The organism is Ferrovibrio sp. (genome assembly GCF_035304305.1).
GTDB lineage: Bacteria > Pseudomonadota > Alphaproteobacteria > Ferrovibrionales > Ferrovibrionaceae > Ferrovibrio.
In genome coordinates this window covers 36,346-52,208 of record NZ_DATGQG010000029.1, presented here as the reverse complement: position 1 = coordinate 52,208, position 15,863 = coordinate 36,346, and the positions used below count along the sequence as shown (strand labels likewise).

Below are 15,863 nucleotides of genomic sequence, written 5' to 3'. Positions count from 1 at the left end.
TGACGCAGACGCCGCGCGCGGTGGCGGCCGGAATGTCGACGTTGTCGACGCCGATGCCGGCACGCCCGACGACCTTCAGCTTTTTCGCCGCTTCGAGCACCTTGGCGGTAACCTTGGTGGCCGAGCGGATGGCGAGGCCGTCATAGTCGCCGATGATGGCGATCAGCTCCTCGGGCTTAAGGCCCGTCTTGACGTCCACTTCGACGCCGCGGTTCTTGAAGATGTCGACGGCAGCCTGGCTCAGCTCGTCGGAAATAAGGACCTTGACCATGGTGATGATCCTTGAATGCAGAAAATGTTTGTATGTGGCCGGCGCACCCGGAAACGGGCCAGGATGCGCCGGCAGATGATCAGGCAGCGGCGGGCTTGTAGCTGGCCTTCACTTCACTGAAGGCCCAGTCGAGCCAGGGGCAGAGCGCCTCGATATCCGAGGTCTCGACCGTGGCGCCGCCCCAGATGCGCAGGCCCGGCGGGGCATCGCGATAGGCCGCGATGTCCATGGCGACGCCTTCCTTTTCCAGCAGCGCGGCAATCTGCTTGGCGGCTGCCGCCTGGTCCTTGTCGCCCAGCGCGGTGAACCACGGATCGACCACTTTCAGGCAGATCGAGGTGTTGGAGCGGACGGCGGGATCCTGTGCCAGGAAATCGACCCAGTCGGTCCTGGCGACCCAGTCGGCGATCGTCTTCAGGTTGGCTTCCGAACGGGCGATCATGCCCTTCAGGCCGCCGACGCTCTCGCCCCATTTCAGGGCATCGAGAATGTCTTCGACACAGAGCATGGACGGCGTGTTGATCGTCTCGCCCTTGAAGATGCCCTCGATCAGCTTGCCGTCCTTGGCCAGGCGGAAGATCTTCGGCAGCGGCCAGGCCGGTGTGTAGGTCTCGAGGCGCTGCACGGCCCGCGGGCTCAGCACCAGCATGCCATGCGCGGCCTCGCCGCCGGTCGCCTTCTGCCACGACCAGGTGACCACATCGAGCTTCGACCACGGCAGGTCCATCGCGAAGACCGCCGAAGTGGCATCGCAGATCGCGAGGCCTTCGCGGTTGTCGGCGATCCAGTCGCCGTGCGGCACCTTCACGCCCGAGGTCGTGCCGTTCCAGGTGAAGACGACGTCGCGCGACCAGTCGACCTGCTTCAGATCAACGATCTCGCCGTAACCCGCCTTCAGGGTGCGGACATCCTTGATCTTCAGTTCCTTGTTGATGTCGGACGCCCAGCCGGAGCCGAAGCTTTCCCAGGCCAGCACATCGACGCCGCGTGCGCCCAGCAGCGACCACAACGCCATCTCGACGGCGCCGGTATCGGAGGCCGGCACGATGCCGATCCGGTAATCGGCCGGAATGCCGAGAATCCGGCGATGCTGCTCGATCACATCGAGCAGACGCTGCTTGCCCTCTTTCGAGCGGTGCGAGCGGCCAACCAGAGCGGATTTGAGGATTTCAGGGGTCCAGCCGGGGCGCTTGGCGCAGGGGCCGGACGAAAAATGCGCGGATTTCGGCCGCGCAGCAGGCTTTGCCATGTAGCTATCCTTCCAGATAGAAGCGCCCCGTTGGGGGGGCGTGTCCCGCCGCCCTTCTATCCGGAACCGGATAACCGCGCAATGGTTCAGTTCGTCGCAGGCTGAAATGACCGCCGCGACAGCAGGGAAGTCAGGCCAGCTTGGCTTCCTGTTCGGCCAGTTCCAGCAGGCTGGGCGCGCGTTCGGAAACCTCCTGGAGGATGGTCTCCGCCACCTGCAGGCGCTTTCGGGCCTCGCCGTCCAGTACGCCTTCGATCTGCTCGCGATCGATCCGGTCGACCGTATCCTTCAGTTCCCAGATCGTGGCGAGAATGACCTTCTGCGTTCCCATCGGCAGTACGGCCTGCTCCTCGAGGGCAGGAAAGACACGCAGCACCACGTCGATCTTCATCCGCAGAAGATCGACGATCAGGCCTGTGTGGTACTCCTTGAGCTGATCGACGGCGCTCTTCTGGGCATGCTGCATGCGGTCTTCGATCAGCACGAGGACACCTTCCAGTTCGGTCAGCGCCTCGCGGTATTCGTAGTAGGTCTCGAAGGAAGAATGCGTGATCTGCTGGATTGCCTCGTCCGCGATCCTGCGGGCACGCTTCGTCTGCCGCTCCAGAGCCTGCAGCAGCGTTTCGATTTCCGCCTTGTTGTAGATTTTCCCGGCGATGTTCGTCATGGGACACTGGGAGGCAAAGTGCGTGTATTCTACCCTGTGTTGCAGGCTCCGCAAGCAGCGTTGTGTGTGGATAACCGCATTACCAGGCCAGCAGCGCCGTGATGCCGAGAAGAGCGAAAGCCGCCGCGGCGATATACCGGACCGGAGTGAGCGGCAGCCGGGCCATCAGTTTCTCGCCCGCCAGTACCACCGGTACATTCGCCACCATCAGGCCGAGCGTACTGGCCGCCGCCACCATCGCCACGGATTCGTGACGCGCCGCCAGCGCGGTCGTTGCCAGCTGGGTCTTGTCACCGATCTCGGCGATGAAGAAGGCCACCAGCGTGGTGAGGAAGGCGCCCCATTTTCCCACCACCGGCGTGTCATCCAGCTTGTCGGGAATCAGAGTCCAGACCGCCATCGCAAGGAAGGATGCACCCAGCACCCAGCGCAGTACCTCCGGCGTCAGCCACTGCTCGATCCACACGCCGATCCACGCGGCAAGAACGTGATTGGCAAGCGTTGCCACCAGGATGGCTGCGAGGATCGGCCAGGGACGCCGGAATCGCGCCGCCAGCAGCAGCGACAGCAGCTGCGTCTTGTCGCCGATCTCGGCAATGGCGACGACGCCGGTGGTGGTGAGGAAGGCTGACAGCATGGGGCGTTTGCTGGACCGGGCGGCGAACGGAGCCATAGGCCTTCATCTCCGCCGCCCGGTCCGGGTGTCGGAAATGCAAGCCTAAGGTCTCGCCAAGCCAGGCTCTCGCCTGCTGCCGGAAACGCCAAGGCGGACGCTGGTCATCCGCCTAGTCTGTTGACGTCTCCACCGCTGTCGTGCGGGCGGCTACTCCCCAAAGGGTGCAGCGAGGGTGTAGCGCGGATCGGCGGCGCTGCCAAGCATTCTCCTTATACGCATCAAATGCATGCACTCGTAATCTTTTTCCGGCAGCCCCGACTCGGCATTGCAATCCCTCCGGTTGCAGCGTAGCAACAAAACAGGACCAGAGGTGGGAGTCTTCCGATGGTAGCACGCTGCAGAACCGTGGCGTTCCAGGGCATCGAAGTGATGCCCGTCGATGTCCAGGTGCAATTGTCGAACGGCCTGCCGGCCTTCGCCGTCGTCGGCCTGCCCGACAAGGCGGTCGGCGAGAGCCGCGAGCGGGTGCGCGGTGCGCTCGGCGCCATCGGGCTCGCGCTGCCGCCCAAACGCATTACCGTCAATCTCGCGCCGGCCGACCTGCCGAAGGAAGGCAGCCATTACGACCTGCCGATTGCGCTCGCGCTGCTGGCCGCCATGGGCGTACTGCCGCCCGACGCGCTGGACGGCTTCGTGGCGCTGGGCGAACTCGGCCTCGACGGCGCGGTCGGTGCGGTGACCGGCATATTGCCGGCAGCCATCGCGGCCAATGGCGAGGATCGCGGCCTGATCTGTCCGGCGGCACAGGGCAGCGAGGCAGCCTGGGCGGGAGATGCAGCGCGCGTGCTGGCAGCGCCCTCGCTGCTGTCCCTGATCAACCATTTCAAGGGCAGCCAGGTGCTCAGTCCGCCGGTGGCGCGGATGGCCGACGACGATGATGCCCCCGCCCCCGATCTGCGCGACATCAAAGGCCAGGAAACGGCCAAGCGCGCGCTGGAAGTCGCTGCGGCCGGCGCGCATAACCTGCTGTTCATCGGCCCGCCCGGTGCCGGCAAGTCGATGCTCGCCCAGCGCCTGCCCGGCATCCTGCCGCCGCTGGACTCGGCCGAGATACTCGAGGTCAGCATGATCGCCTCGCTGGCCGGCCAGATCGCCGAAGGCAAGCTCACACGTCGCCGGCCGTTCCGCGCGCCGCATCATTCTGCTTCGATGGCGGCGCTGATCGGCGGCGGCCTGCGCGCCAGGCCCGGCGAGGTAAGCCTCGCGCATCTCGGCGTTCTGTTCCTCGACGAGCTGCCGGAATTCAACCGCCAGACCCTCGACAGCCTGCGGCAGCCGCTGGAAACCGGCCAGGCCGTGGTGGCGCGCGCCAATGCCCATGTGACCTATCCCGCCCGCGTGCAGCTGGTGGCGGCGATGAATCCCTGCCGCTGCGGCCATCTTGCCGATCCCGCGCTCGCCTGCAGCCGCGCGCCGAAATGCGGCGGCGACTACCAGGCGCGGCTTTCCGGCCCGCTGCTCGACCGCATCGATATCACCCTAGAAGTACCGGCCGTCAGCGCCGAGGATCTCAGCGCGCCGCCGGCGCGCGAAAGCAGCGCCGATGTCGCCGCCCGGGTGGCGCAGGCGCGCGAGATCCAGCGCCGGCGCTATGCCGGCGCCAGCATCGACGGCCGCGCTATCCGCACCAACGCCGAAGCCGACGGCGAATTGCTCGAGCGCGTGGCCAACCCCGATCAGGCCGGACGCGCCTTGCTCAGCCAGGCGGCAGCGGCGATGCACCTGACCGCGCGCGGCTATCACCGCGTGCTGCGCGTGGCGCGCACCCTGGCCGATCTCGACGGCAGCGACAGCGTCAGGCGCCCGCATGTGGCGGAAGCGCTGAGCTATCGCAGGCTGGCTTTCGTGCGGTAATCGTCACCACCAAAGCCTAGCTTCCCCGCCCGGCTTGCCGCCATATTTGGCCGGCAGAATCACGCGGGAGGAACAGCATGATCAAGGCGGTGCGCTATTCGGCATTCGGCAAGCCCTGGGAGGTCGCCGAACTGATCGACCTGCCCGATCCCGGCCGGCCCGGCGAAGGCGAAGTGCTGGTCGATGTCGAAGCCTCGCCGATCAATCCCGCCGACCTGCTGCAGTTCGAAGGCAGATACGGCGCGGCACCGCCGCCGCTTCCGGTGATGGCGGGCGGCGAGGGCGTCGGCATCGTCCGCGAAGCCGGGCCCGGCGTGACGCATCTCAAGGCCGGCGATCGCGTGCTGCTGCTGTTTGCCGGACGCGGCAACTGGCGCCACCGCCTGATTGCCAAAGCGGCGCGCCTCTTTCCGCTGCCGCCTGCCGATCCGCTGCAGCTTGCGATGCTGACCGTCAATCCGCCGACGGCCCTGCTGATGCTGCGGAACTTTGTCGATCTCGCGGCCGGCGACTGGGTGATCCAGAATGCCGCCAATTCCGGCGTCGGCCACAGCGTCATCGTGCTGGCCAGGCGCCGCGGCCTGCGCAGCATCGCCGTCGTGCGCCGGAAGGAACTGGCGCCCGAGCTGACGGCGCTCGGCGCCAACGCCGTGCTGGTCGACGGCCCCGATCTGGCGGAGCAGGTCGCCGCCGTCACCGGCAAGGACAACCGGCCGAAGCTCGCCATCGATGCCGTCGCCGGCGAGGCCACGGCACGTCTGGCGCGGGCGCTCGCAGACGGCGGCGTGATCGTGAATTACGGCCTGCTGTCGGGGCAATCCTGCGTGATGCCGCCGGGCGATGTCGTGTTCCGCGACATCGCGCTGCGGGGCTTCTGGCTGGCGCGCTGGTTCTCGACAGCCCAGCCCGAGGAGATCCAGCGCACCTATGCGGACCTGATCGCGCTGATTGCCGACGGAACCATTCATGTCGAGGTTGAGGCGACCTATCCGCTGGAACGGATCCGCGAGGCGCTTGCCCATGCCGCCCGCGAAGGCCGCAAGGGCAAGATCCTGATCACACCGCAGCAGGCCTAGCTTCGCGGTCGCCGGCGGGGATCCGCACGCGCACCACGAAGCCCGTCTCGCCGACGGTCTCGACGCGCCCACCCATCTGCCGGGTCAGGAGATCGACCAGCTTCGGTCCGGCGGGACGGCTGCTGCCCGCCCCTCCGACGCCGTCATCGCCGACCGTGACGACGTAAAAGCCGTCGGCCTCGGTGAAATCGACCGCGATCGTCCCGGAGCGGTCCGCCGGGAAGGCGTGCTTGAGCGCGTTGGTGACCAGTTCGTTGACGATCAACCCGACCGGAACCGCCTGGACGAGGGCAAGGGCCACCGGCTGGACCCGGACCTGCAGCGCGATGCTGCGGCCTTCGATCAGCGACATCTGCAGCTCGCGGCAGAGCTCCTCGATGAACTCGCGGGCGTTGACGATGTCGTGGAGGTCCGAGCGGTACAGGCGGTCATGCAGGCGCGAAATGACCATGATCCGGTTCGAGACCGCCTTTGCCATGGCCCTGGTCCGCGCATCGGCCTCCCGTCCCGCTTCGAGATGCAGGATCGCGGTGAGCAGCTGCAGGCCGTTCTTGATGCGGTGATGCATCTCGGCGCGCAGCAGGCGCTGCTCCTGCTCCATGCGCGCCAGCGACACGGTCTTCTCGCGCAGGTTTTCCACCAGCCATGCCATCAGCAGCATGATGAGCAGTGTCAGCAGGGCGGCAAAGGCCAGCCGCGGGTCTTCTATTGCCAGCGAGTAATGCGGCGGAATGAACAGGAAGATCGAGAGAAGAATGCTGACCAGGCTGGCATAGATGGCGCTGCCATGGTCGATCATCAGGGCAACGATGAGGATTGCCGGGAAGAAGAGCAGGAAAGGAACCGGGTCGAGCAGATCCCGAAGCGCCCAGCGCAGGATTGCGAAGCCGGCCACGATCAGGGTTGCCAGCACGTAACGCGCGGGCACCGACAGGCGATGGATCGGCTTGGTGGTTTCGAAGATTTTCCGGACGAGCATAGAGGCCTCGCCCGGTACAAACCCCGAAACCGCTCATTGATCCCGGATTTCCGTTACGTCAGGCAGTCAGTGCCGGAGTGCGGAAAACCTGTAGCAACGCGGCTGCTTTGATTTTACACTGTACATTATGCCACGCTCGCTTTCTCCCGACGATATCGACGCGTTCCGCGCGCGCCTGTGCCGCGCCGCGGAAAAGCGGTTTGCCCGCTATGGCGCCGACGGCGTGACGCTCCGCCAGCTGGCGCGCGATCTCGGCTGCAGCGCAATGACGCCCTACCGCTATTTCCGCGACAAGGATGAAATCGTCGCTGCCGTGCGCACCGCCGCGCTTGACCGCTTTGCCGAGGCGCTCGAGGCGGCTGCACGCACGAAGGGCAATGCCCGGCAGCGCGGCCGCGCCGTCGGCGAGGCCTATATCCGCTTTGCCCTGGAGCATCCCGACAGCTACCGGCTGATGTTCGATCCGATGCAGCCGGACCCGCAACGCTTTCCCGATCTCGCCCGCGCCCAGGCGCGGTCGCGCCGCACCATGAGTGCCTATGTCGAAGACCTCGTCGCGGAAGGCGAACTGGAGGGGGATCCGGAGATCCTGGGCCATATATTCTGGGCCACCGTGCACGGCCTGCTCAGCCTGAAGCTGGCCGGCCGCATCGGCGACGGCATCTCCTTCGACGAACTCTACCGGACCGCGATGGGGCTGCTTGCCCGTGGCGCCGCGCCGAAGGGCGCAGTTGCCCAACCTGACACGAAACCCGCCCGCCGCCGGGCGTCATGACGGATTGAAGGAGGACGATACATGGCCATTCCCCAGATTCTGCAGGGCAAGCTTACCCTTCCGGTGATCGGCTCGCCGCTGTTCATCGTGTCCTGCCCCGAGCTGGTCATCGCACAATGCAAGGCCGGCATCGTCGGCTCTTTCCCCGCCCTCAACGCGCGGCCTGCTCACGTGCTGGAAGAATGGATCATCCGCATCAAGGAGGAACTGGCCGCCTACCAGAAGGCCAATCCGCAGGCCAAGGTGGCGCCCTTCGCGGTGAACCAGATCGTGCACGGCTCCAACGATAGGCTGGAGCATGACGTGGAAATCTGCGTCAAGCATCAAGTGCCGATCATGATCACCAGCCTGCGGCCGCCCGCCGATGTGGTGAAGGCCGCACATTCCTATGGCGGCATCGTGCTGCACGACGTGATCAGCGTACGCCACGCCGAGAAGGCTCTCGAACAGGGCGTCGACGGCCTGATCCTCGTCTGCGCGGGCGCCGGCGGCCATGCGGGAACGCTGAGCCCGTTTGCGCTGGTTTCCGAGGTTCGCCGCTTCTACCAGGGCACCGTCGTGCTGTCGGGCGCGATCGCCAACGGCCGAGGCATCCTGGCCGCCCAGGCGATCGGCGCGGATCTCGCCTATATGGGTACCCGCTTCATCGCCACCAATGAGGCCAACGCATCGCCCGAGTACAAGCAGATGCTGGTCGATACCGCGGCCAGCGACATTGTCTACTCTTCGCTGTTCACCGGCGTGCACGGCAACTACCTGAAGCCCAGCATCGTCAAGGCCGGCCTCGACCCCGACAATCTGCCCGAGGCCGACAAGAGCAAGATGAGCTTCGGTTCCGGCGGTTCGTCCAAGTCGAAGGCCTGGCGCGACATCTGGGGTGCCGGCCAGGGCGTCGGCAGCATCCATGAGATTCTTCCGGTCGCGGAACTGGTCGAGAAGCTCAAGCGCGAATACCATGAGGCCCAGGCCGACCTGCTGAATGCGAGGTTCGCTGCAGCCGCCGAGTAAGAGCGGCGAACGGGAGGTGAAATGACCGAGCTGATTTCCGGCGCACGGCGCCTCAGCCATGCCGAGCTGCAGCAGCGTGCCGCCCAAGCGGCGGGAGGCTTCAGACAGCTCGGCATCGGCGATGGCGACGTGGTGGCGCTCTACATGCGCAACGACTTCGCTTTCTTCGAGGCGACGCTGGCGGCAGGGCTTGCCGGCGCCTATGCCACGCCGGTCAACTGGCATTTCACAGCCGAGGAAACGGCCTACATCCTGTCCGACTCGGAGGCCAAGGTTCTGGTCGTCCACGGCGATCTCTGGCCGCGCATCGCCGCGGTGGTACCCCGGCACGTCCATGTCTTCATCGTGCCGACGCCGCCGGAGATCGCCGGGGCATACGGCGCGGATACCGCCCTGCCGCCCGAAGCTGCGGGTTTCCGGCTCTGGGACGAGTGGGTTGCCGCGCAGCAGCCCCTGCAGGGGGGCTCGACGCTGCCCCGCGGCTCGATGATCTACACGTCCGGCACGACGGGGCGGCCGAAAGGCGTGCGCCGGCAGCAGCCAACCCAGGAACAGTATGACGGCAACCGGCAGGCGGCTGCGACCTATTTCGGCCTGAAACCCGGCACGGACATGACCGTGCTGATGAACGGGCCGATGTATCACTCGGCACCCAATTCCTACGGCATCATGGCTGCAAGACTGGGCACCAGGATCGTGCTGCAGCCCCGTTTCGATGCCGAGGAAATGCTGCAGCTGATCGAGCGGCATCGCATCACCCACATGCACATCGTGCCGACCATGTTCGTGCGGCTGCTGAAGCTGCCCGAAGAGATCCGCCGCCGCTATGACCTCGGCAGCCTGCGCGACGTGGTGCATGGCGCCGCTCCCTGCCCGCCGGACGTGAAGCAGGCGATGCTCGACTGGTGGGGCCCGGTGATCAACGAATATTACGGCTCGACCGAAACCGGCATCGCCGTCTGGCTTTCGGCAGCGGACGCCCGGCGCAAGCGCGGCAGCGTCGGCTGCGTACTGCCCGGTGCCGTGGTGAAGATCTTCAGCGAGGATGGCCGCGAATTGCCGCCCGGCGAGACCGGCGAGATATACATGCGTGCCAGCTACATCCCCGATTTCACCTACAACAAGCTGGACGACAAGCGCGCGGAAGTCGGCCGCGGCGATCTGGTCACGGTGGGCGATGTCGGCTTCATCGACAACGAAGGCTTCGTCTATCTCTGCGATCGCAAGCGCGACATGGTGATTTCGGGCGGCGTGAACATCTATCCGGCCGAAATCGAATCGGTGCTGATCGGCATGCCCGGGGTGAAGGACTGCGCCGTGTTCGGCATTCCCGACGAGGAATTCGGCGAGAGCCTCTGCGCCTGCATCGAGCCCGATCCGCGGGAAGCGCCCCCGGCGCCGGCTGCCGTGCGCAGCTACCTCGCCGAGCGGGTGGCGAAATACAAGGTCCCGAAGATCGTCGAGATCGTGCCCGGCCTGCCACGGGAGGATTCGGGCAAGATCTTCAAGCGCAAGCTCCGCGAGCCCTACTGGGAGAAGGCCGGGCGCGCGATCTGAACCGGTCAGCCGGATTCCGACAGGTAGATGGCGCCGATGATCTTGTTCACCGTGCCGCCCTCCATCAGCGGCAGGGCCAGCTTGTCCATGGTGAGATAGTCGCGCGCCGACGGACTCGAGCGGGCCACATAGGATGGCGCCGCGAGGGCCCGCACCTGCCGGTACTCGATCAGCGGCTTCTCGCCGATCCTGGAAGTCGCGGCTGATACCAGCATGCCGGTCAGGTCGAAGCCAAAAATCCCGACCAGATCGGTGCCGTAGAGCCGGTAGCGGAAATCATCCTCCTCGACGCAGTCGAGAATCAAGAGATGGCCAAGCCAGGGGCGTAGCTCCTCGACGGTGAAATCGGCACGCAGAGGCGCCCGCCGGCCGGCGCATTTGTCCCGCCACAGAAAATAGAGCTGACGGAGAGACGGGTGAGCGATCCGCGATCCGGCGTCACCATCCTCGGGCAGCAGGAAGCGTCGCTCGGGTCGCGCCATATCCGATTCCCCCTCTCCCGACTATGCCGCAGATGCCGGCTGCTTCGCCACGTCCATCGTGAGCCCGCTCACAGGCCGACCTGCTTCAGGATGCTGCGGGTCAGCCTGACCCGGCTTTTGTCGAAATCCTTCCACGCGTCAAAATGCCGCGCGGCCTCTTCCGTCCGCGTCATCGAGTAGACCGGCAGTGACCGGAGGCCTTCGAGAAAATCCCAGGTGACCGGAACGGCAATCGGCGCCCCGGGACGCGCCCGCGGCGACCATGCCGCAACGGCAGTCGCCGTCCGGGAGTTGCGCAGATAATCGATGAATATCCGCCCCTTGCGTTTGACCTTGCTCATGGTTGCGACGAAGTTGGCCGGATCGACGCGCTCGAAGGCTTCCGCAATTTCCCTGGTGAAGGCCTTCGCTTCGTCCCACTGCACATGCGGCCTCAACGGCACCACCACATGGATGCCCTTGCCGCCGGTCAGCTTGGGAAAGGCGGCCAGCCCGAGATTTTCCAGATGCGCGCGCATGCCGATGGCCGCGCGCTTGAGCATGGTGAAACTCAGCCCTTCGTCCGGATCGAGGTCGAAGATCAACTGGTCCGGCTTTTCGATATTCCGGGCCGGCGCCCCCCAGGGATGGATTTCCACCACGCCGAACTGCGCCAGCCCCCGCAGGCCCTGCCGGTCGCGGATCATGAGATAGGGCTGTTTCTCCGACCGTACCTTGATCGGAATGATTCCCTCCGGCATGCCGCGGCTGTGATGGCGCTGGAAGAAGCGTTCCCCCTCGATGCCGTCGGGCGCGCGGATCAGCGAGATCGGGCGCTCGGCCACGAAAGGCAGCAGGTGGTCGGCAAAGGCCTCGTAATAATCGGCCAGTTGCTGCTTGGTGACGCCATCATCGGGCCAGAGCAGCTTGTCCGGATTGCTGACGGTCGGCTTCGCCATTCTGGCGGGCGGCTTCTTCTTCGCAGGCTTCGCTTTCTCCACATTCACCTCGGCCGGTGACTTGTCCTCGCGCAACCCCTTGAACGATGCCTGCCGCAGCACGCCCGAGCCGGTCCAGCTGGCGAACTCCACCTCCACGACCAGCTTCGGCTCCACCCAGTCGATCTCGCGCGGCTTTTCCGGCTGCGCGCCGGTTTTCGCGAAGGGCGATCCGTCCCGCTCGAGCCTCGCCAGCTGCCTCAGCAGATTGGCCGAGGAGCGGGCATTGTAACCCGTCCCGACCTTGCCCTTGTAGCGGAACTCGCCCTCCTCGAAGGCGCCAACCACCAGCGCGGTGAGCGGATTGCCGTTCCGGCGACGGATGTAGCCGCCGACCACGAATTCCTGCCGCGGGCGGCATTTGCTTTTCTGCCATGAAGGCTGCCGGCCCGAGATGTAGCGCGCGTCGAGCCGTTTCGACACGATGCCTTCCAACTCCATGCCGCAGGCCGATTGCCGGATCACCTCGCCCACGCCGCTCAGATGCTCGACATAGCGGATACGTCCACCCTGCCCGTCGCCGAGAAGCTCTTTCAGTGCCGCCTTGCGCGACTCCAGCGGATCGCGGCGGTAATCCCTGCCCTCCGCATGAAGCAGGTCGAAGACATAATAGATCAGCTTTCCCGTGGTGTTCTGTTCCAGAGAAGCCTGCAACGCCGAGAAATCCGACTGGCCGCCCGCCGCCAGCGCCACGACCTCGCCGTCCAGAATGCAATTCGGCAGCTTTGCGGCGGCAGCGACGATCTCGGGAAAGTGATCCGACCAGTCCAGACCCTTGCGGGTATAGGCGATCGCCTCGCCGCCATTGACGTGAAGCTGGATCCGATAGCCATCCAGCTTGATCTCGTGCACCCAGTTCGATCCTTCCGGTGCTTCGTCCACCAGAGTGGCGAGCTGTGGCGCGACGAAGCCCGGCATCTCCGCCGTCTTCCTGCGGGGCTTCCCCTTTGCAGCCGCCTTCGGCCTGGCGACAGGGTCTTCCGCCCTGCCGCGGTTGCTGCGCCACACGGCGGATTTCCCCGTCGCGATCTCCACCATGGTGCGGCCGGTCTTGATCGACGTGTCGATATCCGCCAGGGCGTTGGGATCGGCGTCGCTGGCATGAACGTCATGGCTCTTGATCAGCAGCCAGGTTTTGCCCTTCCCGTATCCGCCGGCACCGCCGCCGGAACGGCGCCCGGAGGTGCGAACCAGATTCCAGCGGCCATGCAGCCGCTCGCCCTCCAGCTCGAAGGCGAGATGCCCCTTGGCGAATGCTTTGTCGACCCTGGCCGGATCTTCCGGAATCCAGGTGCCGCGATCCCAGAGCTGCACCGTCCCGCCGCCATATTCGCCGCGCGGGATGGTGCCTTCAAACTCGCCGTAATCGATCGGATGGTCTTCCGTCTCGACGGCGAGGCGTTTGACCGAAGGGTTCAGGCTGGGGCCCTTCGGGACGGCCCATGATTTCAGGACCCCGTCATATTCGAGCCGGAAGTCGAAATGCAGCCGCCGGGCGGCATGTTTCTGGATGACGTAATTGAGCCGGCCGGACTTGCGCCCGGATTTTGGCGCGGCCCCTTTCGGCTCGGCCGTTCTCGAGAAGTCGCGCTTGCGGTTATAGAGATCGAGGCTGCTTTTCGGCATGGCGGATTCCGGTCAATAACCGGAATCCGCCTGTCCAGGTTCCCGCCCGCTGCTGGCACTGCGGGCGTCAAACCGCTAAAAACCTGCCATGACCCTGAAAACAGACGTGGCCATCATCGGGGCCGGACCGGTCGGCCTGTTCGCGATCTTCGAATGCGGCATGGTCGGCCTGCGCTGCCATGTCTTCGACGCACTCGACGTGGCGGGCGGACAGTGCAGCGCGCTCTATCCGGAAAAGCCGATCTACGATATTCCCGGCTTCCCCCGCATCAGCGGCGCCGAACTTGTGGAGCGGCTGGAGACGCAGGCAGCGCCGTTCAATCCCGTATTCCATCTCGGCCAGCGGGTGGACCAGCTGCAGCGTCTGGCCGACGGCGGCTTCCGGCTCGTGACATCGAAGGGGCTGACGCTGGAAGCCGGCGCGGTGATCATTGCCGCCGGCGCCGGCGCCTTCGGCCCTAACCGGCCGCCACTGCCCGGCATCGAATCCTATGAGGGCAAGGCGGTGCATTACTATGTGCGGCGCGCCGAGGACTTCCGCGGCAAGCGGGTGGTCATCGCCGGCGGCGGCGACTCTGCCGTCGACTGGGCGCTCGCCCTGCACGGCATCGCCGCGCACATCCATTTCGTGCATCGCCGCGACCAGTTCCGCGCCGCGCCCGACAGCGTTGCCAAGCTGGGGCAGTTGAACGGACGCGGCATCGATATCGTGGTGCCGTTCCAGCTTGCCGCTTTGGAAGGCGACGGAACATCCCTCGATGCGGTCGTGGTGACGTCCCTGGATGGCGAGAACCGCCGGCTGGAGGCCGACGCCCTGCTCGCCTTCTTCGGCCTGAAGAGCGACCTGGGCCCGATCGCCAACTGGGGCATGGAACTGGCGCTGCATCATCTGCCGGTCGACCCGGCTACCTGCCAGACCTCGCAGTCGGGCGTCTTCGCCATCGGCGACGTGGCCACCTATCCCGGCAAGCTGAAGCTGATCCTGACCGGCTTCGCCGAGGCTGCCGCGGCGGCACATGCCATCTACCCGCTGCTGCATGACGGCCAGCCGCTGCATTTCGAGTATTCCACCTCGAAAGGCGCGCCCGGCCTGGCGGCCGACTAACTCTCCTTCGCCAGCAGCGCGCGCAGTTCCGTCTTCAGCACCTTGCCGTAGTTGTTTTTCGGCAGGGCGTCGACGAAGCGGTATTCCTTCGGCCGCTTGAACCGGGCGATATGATCGAGGCAGAGCCGCTCCAGCATCTCGGGCGTCACCGCAGCGCCAGTGCGCGGCACCACGAAGGCGACGACCACCTCGCCCCAGTCCTTGTCCGGCCGCCCCACCACGGACACCTCGCTGACATTCTCGTGCTGCAGCAGCACTTCCTCCACTTCGCGCGGATAGATGTTGCTGCCGCCCGAAATGATCATGTCCTTGGAGCGATCCTTCAGGGTCAGCCAGCCATCCTCGTCGAAACTGCCGACATCGCCGGTATGCAGCCAGCCGCCGCGCAAAGCCTGCGCCGTGGCTTCCGGGTTGTTCCAGTAACCGGCCATGACGACGGGGCCGCGGCAGATGACCTCACCGACCTCGCCCACCGGCAGGGGATTGTCGTCGGCATCCACAACGCGCACCTCGACATCGGTGCGTGGCACGCCCGCCGAGCCGAGCCGCTGCAGGTAGCGCGGATGGCCGTCATCCAGATGCATGGCCTTGTCCATGCCGGTGATGGTCATCGGCGCCTCGCCCTGGCCGTAGATCTGCGCCAGCTTCGGGCCCAGCACATCCATCGCGGCCCGCAGGTCGGCGACGTACATGGGCCCGCCGCCATAGACCAGGGTCTTCAGGTTGTCGGTATTGGCCGAGGTAATCTGTGGCGCGTGGATCAGGCGATGCACCATGGTCGGCGCGAAGAAGAAACTGCAGCCAGGCCAGCGCGCGATCAGGTCCAGCGTCTCGGCCGGGTCGAAGCCGCCGCTCTCCGGAATCACCTGGTTCGCCCCGCGCGCCACATGGGGCATGCCGTACAGGCCGGAACCATGGCTGATCGGTGCGCAGTGAATGATGCAGTCGGTCGGGTCGACGCGGTCGACATCGGCGAAATAGTTCATCGTCGCCGACCAGATATTGGCGTGCGTCAGCATGGCGCCTTTCGGCCGCCCGGTGGTGCCCGATGTGTAGAACAGCCAGGCGAGACTGCCGGGCGACACCTCCGTTGCCATCGGCATCGGCTCGGCCCGGTAAAGAGCGCGGCATTCCTCGTCTTCAAGCACGATCAGGCGTTTCAGCCCGGGAATGTCCCTGGTCAGCGGCAGCAGCTCGCCACTCAGGCTTTCGGAGACAATGGCCAGCTTTGCCTGGGCATTCCCGATGATCCAGGCCACCTCGCGGGCATGCAGCTTGGCATTGATGGGCACGGCGGCGAGCCCGGCATGCCAGATGGCGAAGAGCAGCTCCCAGTAGTCCGGACTGTTTTTCAGCAGGAGGGCCACGCGATCACCCGCCTGCAGACCGCCGGCAGCCATGAGTCCCGCCGCCAGCCGCGGCACGCGCTGGCCCATTTCCGCGTAGGTGAGCCGCACGTCGTGGCCGACCGACAGCGCGGGACGGTCGCCCCAGATTTTCGCCGAGCGATGCAGAAGGTATGCGAGATTCATTGCGGCCCCGGATTCGTTTCCTCTGGCCG

Annotated in this window: 13 protein-coding genes and 1 pseudogene; 6 read left to right on the top strand and 8 right to left on the bottom strand. The window is 65.8% G+C overall.

Annotation, left to right across the window (positions count from 1 at the left end; translation table 11 throughout):
- The 4 genes and pseudogenes from VKZ87_RS03620 to VKZ87_RS03605 all read right to left on the bottom strand — a co-directional run.
- A pseudogene (locus tag VKZ87_RS03620) lies at nucleotides 1-271 on the bottom strand (phosphoglycerate dehydrogenase); the annotation flags it as partial.
- A gap of 79 nt (nucleotides 272-350) precedes the next feature.
- Nucleotides 351-1,520, bottom strand: a complete 1,170-nt coding sequence (locus tag VKZ87_RS03615) for a phosphoserine transaminase (protein ID WP_324219885.1) — start codon at nucleotides 1,518-1,520, stop codon at nucleotides 351-353.
- 130 nt (nucleotides 1,521-1,650) lie between these two features.
- On the bottom strand, nucleotides 1,651-2,187 hold the full coding sequence (locus VKZ87_RS03610) for a hypothetical protein (RefSeq protein ID WP_324219884.1): 537 nt from the start codon (nucleotides 2,185-2,187) through the stop codon (nucleotides 1,651-1,653).
- 79 nt (nucleotides 2,188-2,266) lie between these two features.
- Nucleotides 2,267-2,824, bottom strand: a complete 558-nt coding sequence (locus VKZ87_RS03605; protein ID WP_324219883.1) for a TMEM165/GDT1 family protein — start codon at nucleotides 2,822-2,824, stop codon at nucleotides 2,267-2,269.
- 363 nt (nucleotides 2,825-3,187) lie between these two features.
- Between VKZ87_RS03605 and VKZ87_RS03600 the strand changes: the two genes are divergently transcribed.
- Together VKZ87_RS03600 and VKZ87_RS03595 are read left to right on the top strand one after the other, a co-directional pair.
- A complete protein-coding gene (locus VKZ87_RS03600; protein ID WP_324219882.1) occupies nucleotides 3,188-4,717 on the top strand; it encodes a YifB family Mg chelatase-like AAA ATPase in 1,530 nt (509 codons plus the stop codon).
- Between the two features lie 77 nt (nucleotides 4,718-4,794).
- Nucleotides 4,795-5,793, top strand: a complete 999-nt coding sequence (locus tag VKZ87_RS03595; RefSeq protein ID WP_324219881.1) for a zinc-dependent alcohol dehydrogenase family protein — start codon at nucleotides 4,795-4,797, stop codon at nucleotides 5,791-5,793.
- Here the strand turns inward: VKZ87_RS03595 and VKZ87_RS03590 are convergent.
- Nucleotides 5,774-6,772 carry a sensor histidine kinase gene (locus VKZ87_RS03590; protein ID WP_324219880.1) on the bottom strand — a complete coding sequence of 333 codons (999 nt, stop codon included), beginning with the start codon at nucleotides 6,770-6,772 and terminating at the stop codon, nucleotides 5,774-5,776. The two genes, VKZ87_RS03595 and VKZ87_RS03590, sit on opposite strands and share 20 nt — an antisense overlap.
- Before the next feature lie 127 nt (nucleotides 6,773-6,899).
- On the opposite strand from VKZ87_RS03590, the gene VKZ87_RS03585 reads away from it, so the two are divergent.
- From VKZ87_RS03585 to VKZ87_RS03575, 3 genes are read left to right on the top strand one after another with little or no spacing between them, the layout of a single operon-like run.
- The gene (locus VKZ87_RS03585) at nucleotides 6,900-7,547 is read left to right on the top strand and encodes a TetR/AcrR family transcriptional regulator (RefSeq protein ID WP_324219879.1); all 648 of its coding nucleotides are present in this window, start codon (nucleotides 6,900-6,902) and stop codon (nucleotides 7,545-7,547) included.
- A 21-nt stretch (nucleotides 7,548-7,568) separates the two neighbouring features.
- Entirely contained in the window at nucleotides 7,569-8,555 is a 987-nt protein-coding gene (locus VKZ87_RS03580) for a nitronate monooxygenase family protein (RefSeq protein ID WP_324219878.1), read from the top strand.
- Between the two features lie 21 nt (nucleotides 8,556-8,576).
- A complete protein-coding gene (locus tag VKZ87_RS03575) occupies nucleotides 8,577-10,112 on the top strand; it encodes an acyl-CoA synthetase (protein WP_324219877.1) in 1,536 nt (511 codons plus the stop codon).
- A gap of 5 nt (nucleotides 10,113-10,117) precedes the next feature.
- Here VKZ87_RS03575 and VKZ87_RS03570 read toward each other — a convergent pair whose 3' ends face one another.
- Nucleotides 10,118-10,594, bottom strand: a complete 477-nt coding sequence (locus VKZ87_RS03570; protein WP_324219876.1) for a PAS domain-containing protein — start codon at nucleotides 10,592-10,594, stop codon at nucleotides 10,118-10,120.
- Nucleotides 10,595-10,662: 68 nt separating this feature from the next.
- On the bottom strand, nucleotides 10,663-13,197 hold the full coding sequence (gene ligD, locus VKZ87_RS03565; protein ID WP_324219875.1) for a DNA ligase D: 2,535 nt from the start codon (nucleotides 13,195-13,197) through the stop codon (nucleotides 10,663-10,665).
- Between the two features lie 88 nt (nucleotides 13,198-13,285).
- Between ligD and VKZ87_RS03560 the strand changes: the two genes are divergently transcribed.
- The gene (locus VKZ87_RS03560; RefSeq protein ID WP_324219874.1) at nucleotides 13,286-14,302 is read left to right on the top strand and encodes an NAD(P)/FAD-dependent oxidoreductase; all 1,017 of its coding nucleotides are present in this window, start codon (nucleotides 13,286-13,288) and stop codon (nucleotides 14,300-14,302) included.
- Here the strand turns inward: VKZ87_RS03560 and VKZ87_RS03555 are convergent.
- Entirely contained in the window at nucleotides 14,299-15,834 is a 1,536-nt protein-coding gene (locus VKZ87_RS03555) for a long-chain fatty acid--CoA ligase (RefSeq protein WP_324219873.1), read from the bottom strand. The genes VKZ87_RS03560 and VKZ87_RS03555 overlap by 4 nt on opposite strands.
- Nucleotides 15,835-15,863: the final 29 nt, after the last annotated feature.

Excerpts from the sequence above, each read along its gene's own strand:
- VKZ87_RS03615 (WP_324219885.1), bottom strand. The coding sequence starts at position 1,520 with ATGGCAAAGCCTGCTGCGCGGCCGAAATCCGCGCATTTTTCGTCCGGC.
- VKZ87_RS03610 (WP_324219884.1), bottom strand. The coding sequence starts at position 2,187 with ATGACGAACATCGCCGGGAAAATCTACAACAAGGCGGAAATCGAAACG.
- VKZ87_RS03605 (WP_324219883.1), bottom strand. The coding sequence starts at position 2,824 with ATGCTGTCAGCCTTCCTCACCACCACCGGCGTCGTCGCCATTGCCGAG.
- VKZ87_RS03600 (WP_324219882.1), top strand. The coding sequence starts at position 3,188 with ATGGTAGCACGCTGCAGAACCGTGGCGTTCCAGGGCATCGAAGTGATG.
- VKZ87_RS03595 (WP_324219881.1), top strand. The coding sequence starts at position 4,795 with ATGATCAAGGCGGTGCGCTATTCGGCATTCGGCAAGCCCTGGGAGGTC.
- VKZ87_RS03590 (WP_324219880.1), bottom strand. The coding sequence starts at position 6,772 with ATGCTCGTCCGGAAAATCTTCGAAACCACCAAGCCGATCCATCGCCTG.
- VKZ87_RS03585 (WP_324219879.1), top strand. The coding sequence starts at position 6,900 with ATGCCACGCTCGCTTTCTCCCGACGATATCGACGCGTTCCGCGCGCGC.
- VKZ87_RS03580 (WP_324219878.1), top strand. The coding sequence starts at position 7,569 with ATGGCCATTCCCCAGATTCTGCAGGGCAAGCTTACCCTTCCGGTGATC.
- VKZ87_RS03575 (WP_324219877.1), top strand. The coding sequence starts at position 8,577 with ATGACCGAGCTGATTTCCGGCGCACGGCGCCTCAGCCATGCCGAGCTG.
- VKZ87_RS03570 (WP_324219876.1), bottom strand. The coding sequence starts at position 10,594 with ATGGCGCGACCCGAGCGACGCTTCCTGCTGCCCGAGGATGGTGACGCC.
- ligD (WP_324219875.1), bottom strand. The coding sequence starts at position 13,197 with ATGCCGAAAAGCAGCCTCGATCTCTATAACCGCAAGCGCGACTTCTCG.
- VKZ87_RS03560 (WP_324219874.1), top strand. The coding sequence starts at position 13,286 with ATGACCCTGAAAACAGACGTGGCCATCATCGGGGCCGGACCGGTCGGC.
- VKZ87_RS03555 (WP_324219873.1), bottom strand. The coding sequence starts at position 15,834 with ATGAATCTCGCATACCTTCTGCATCGCTCGGCGAAAATCTGGGGCGAC.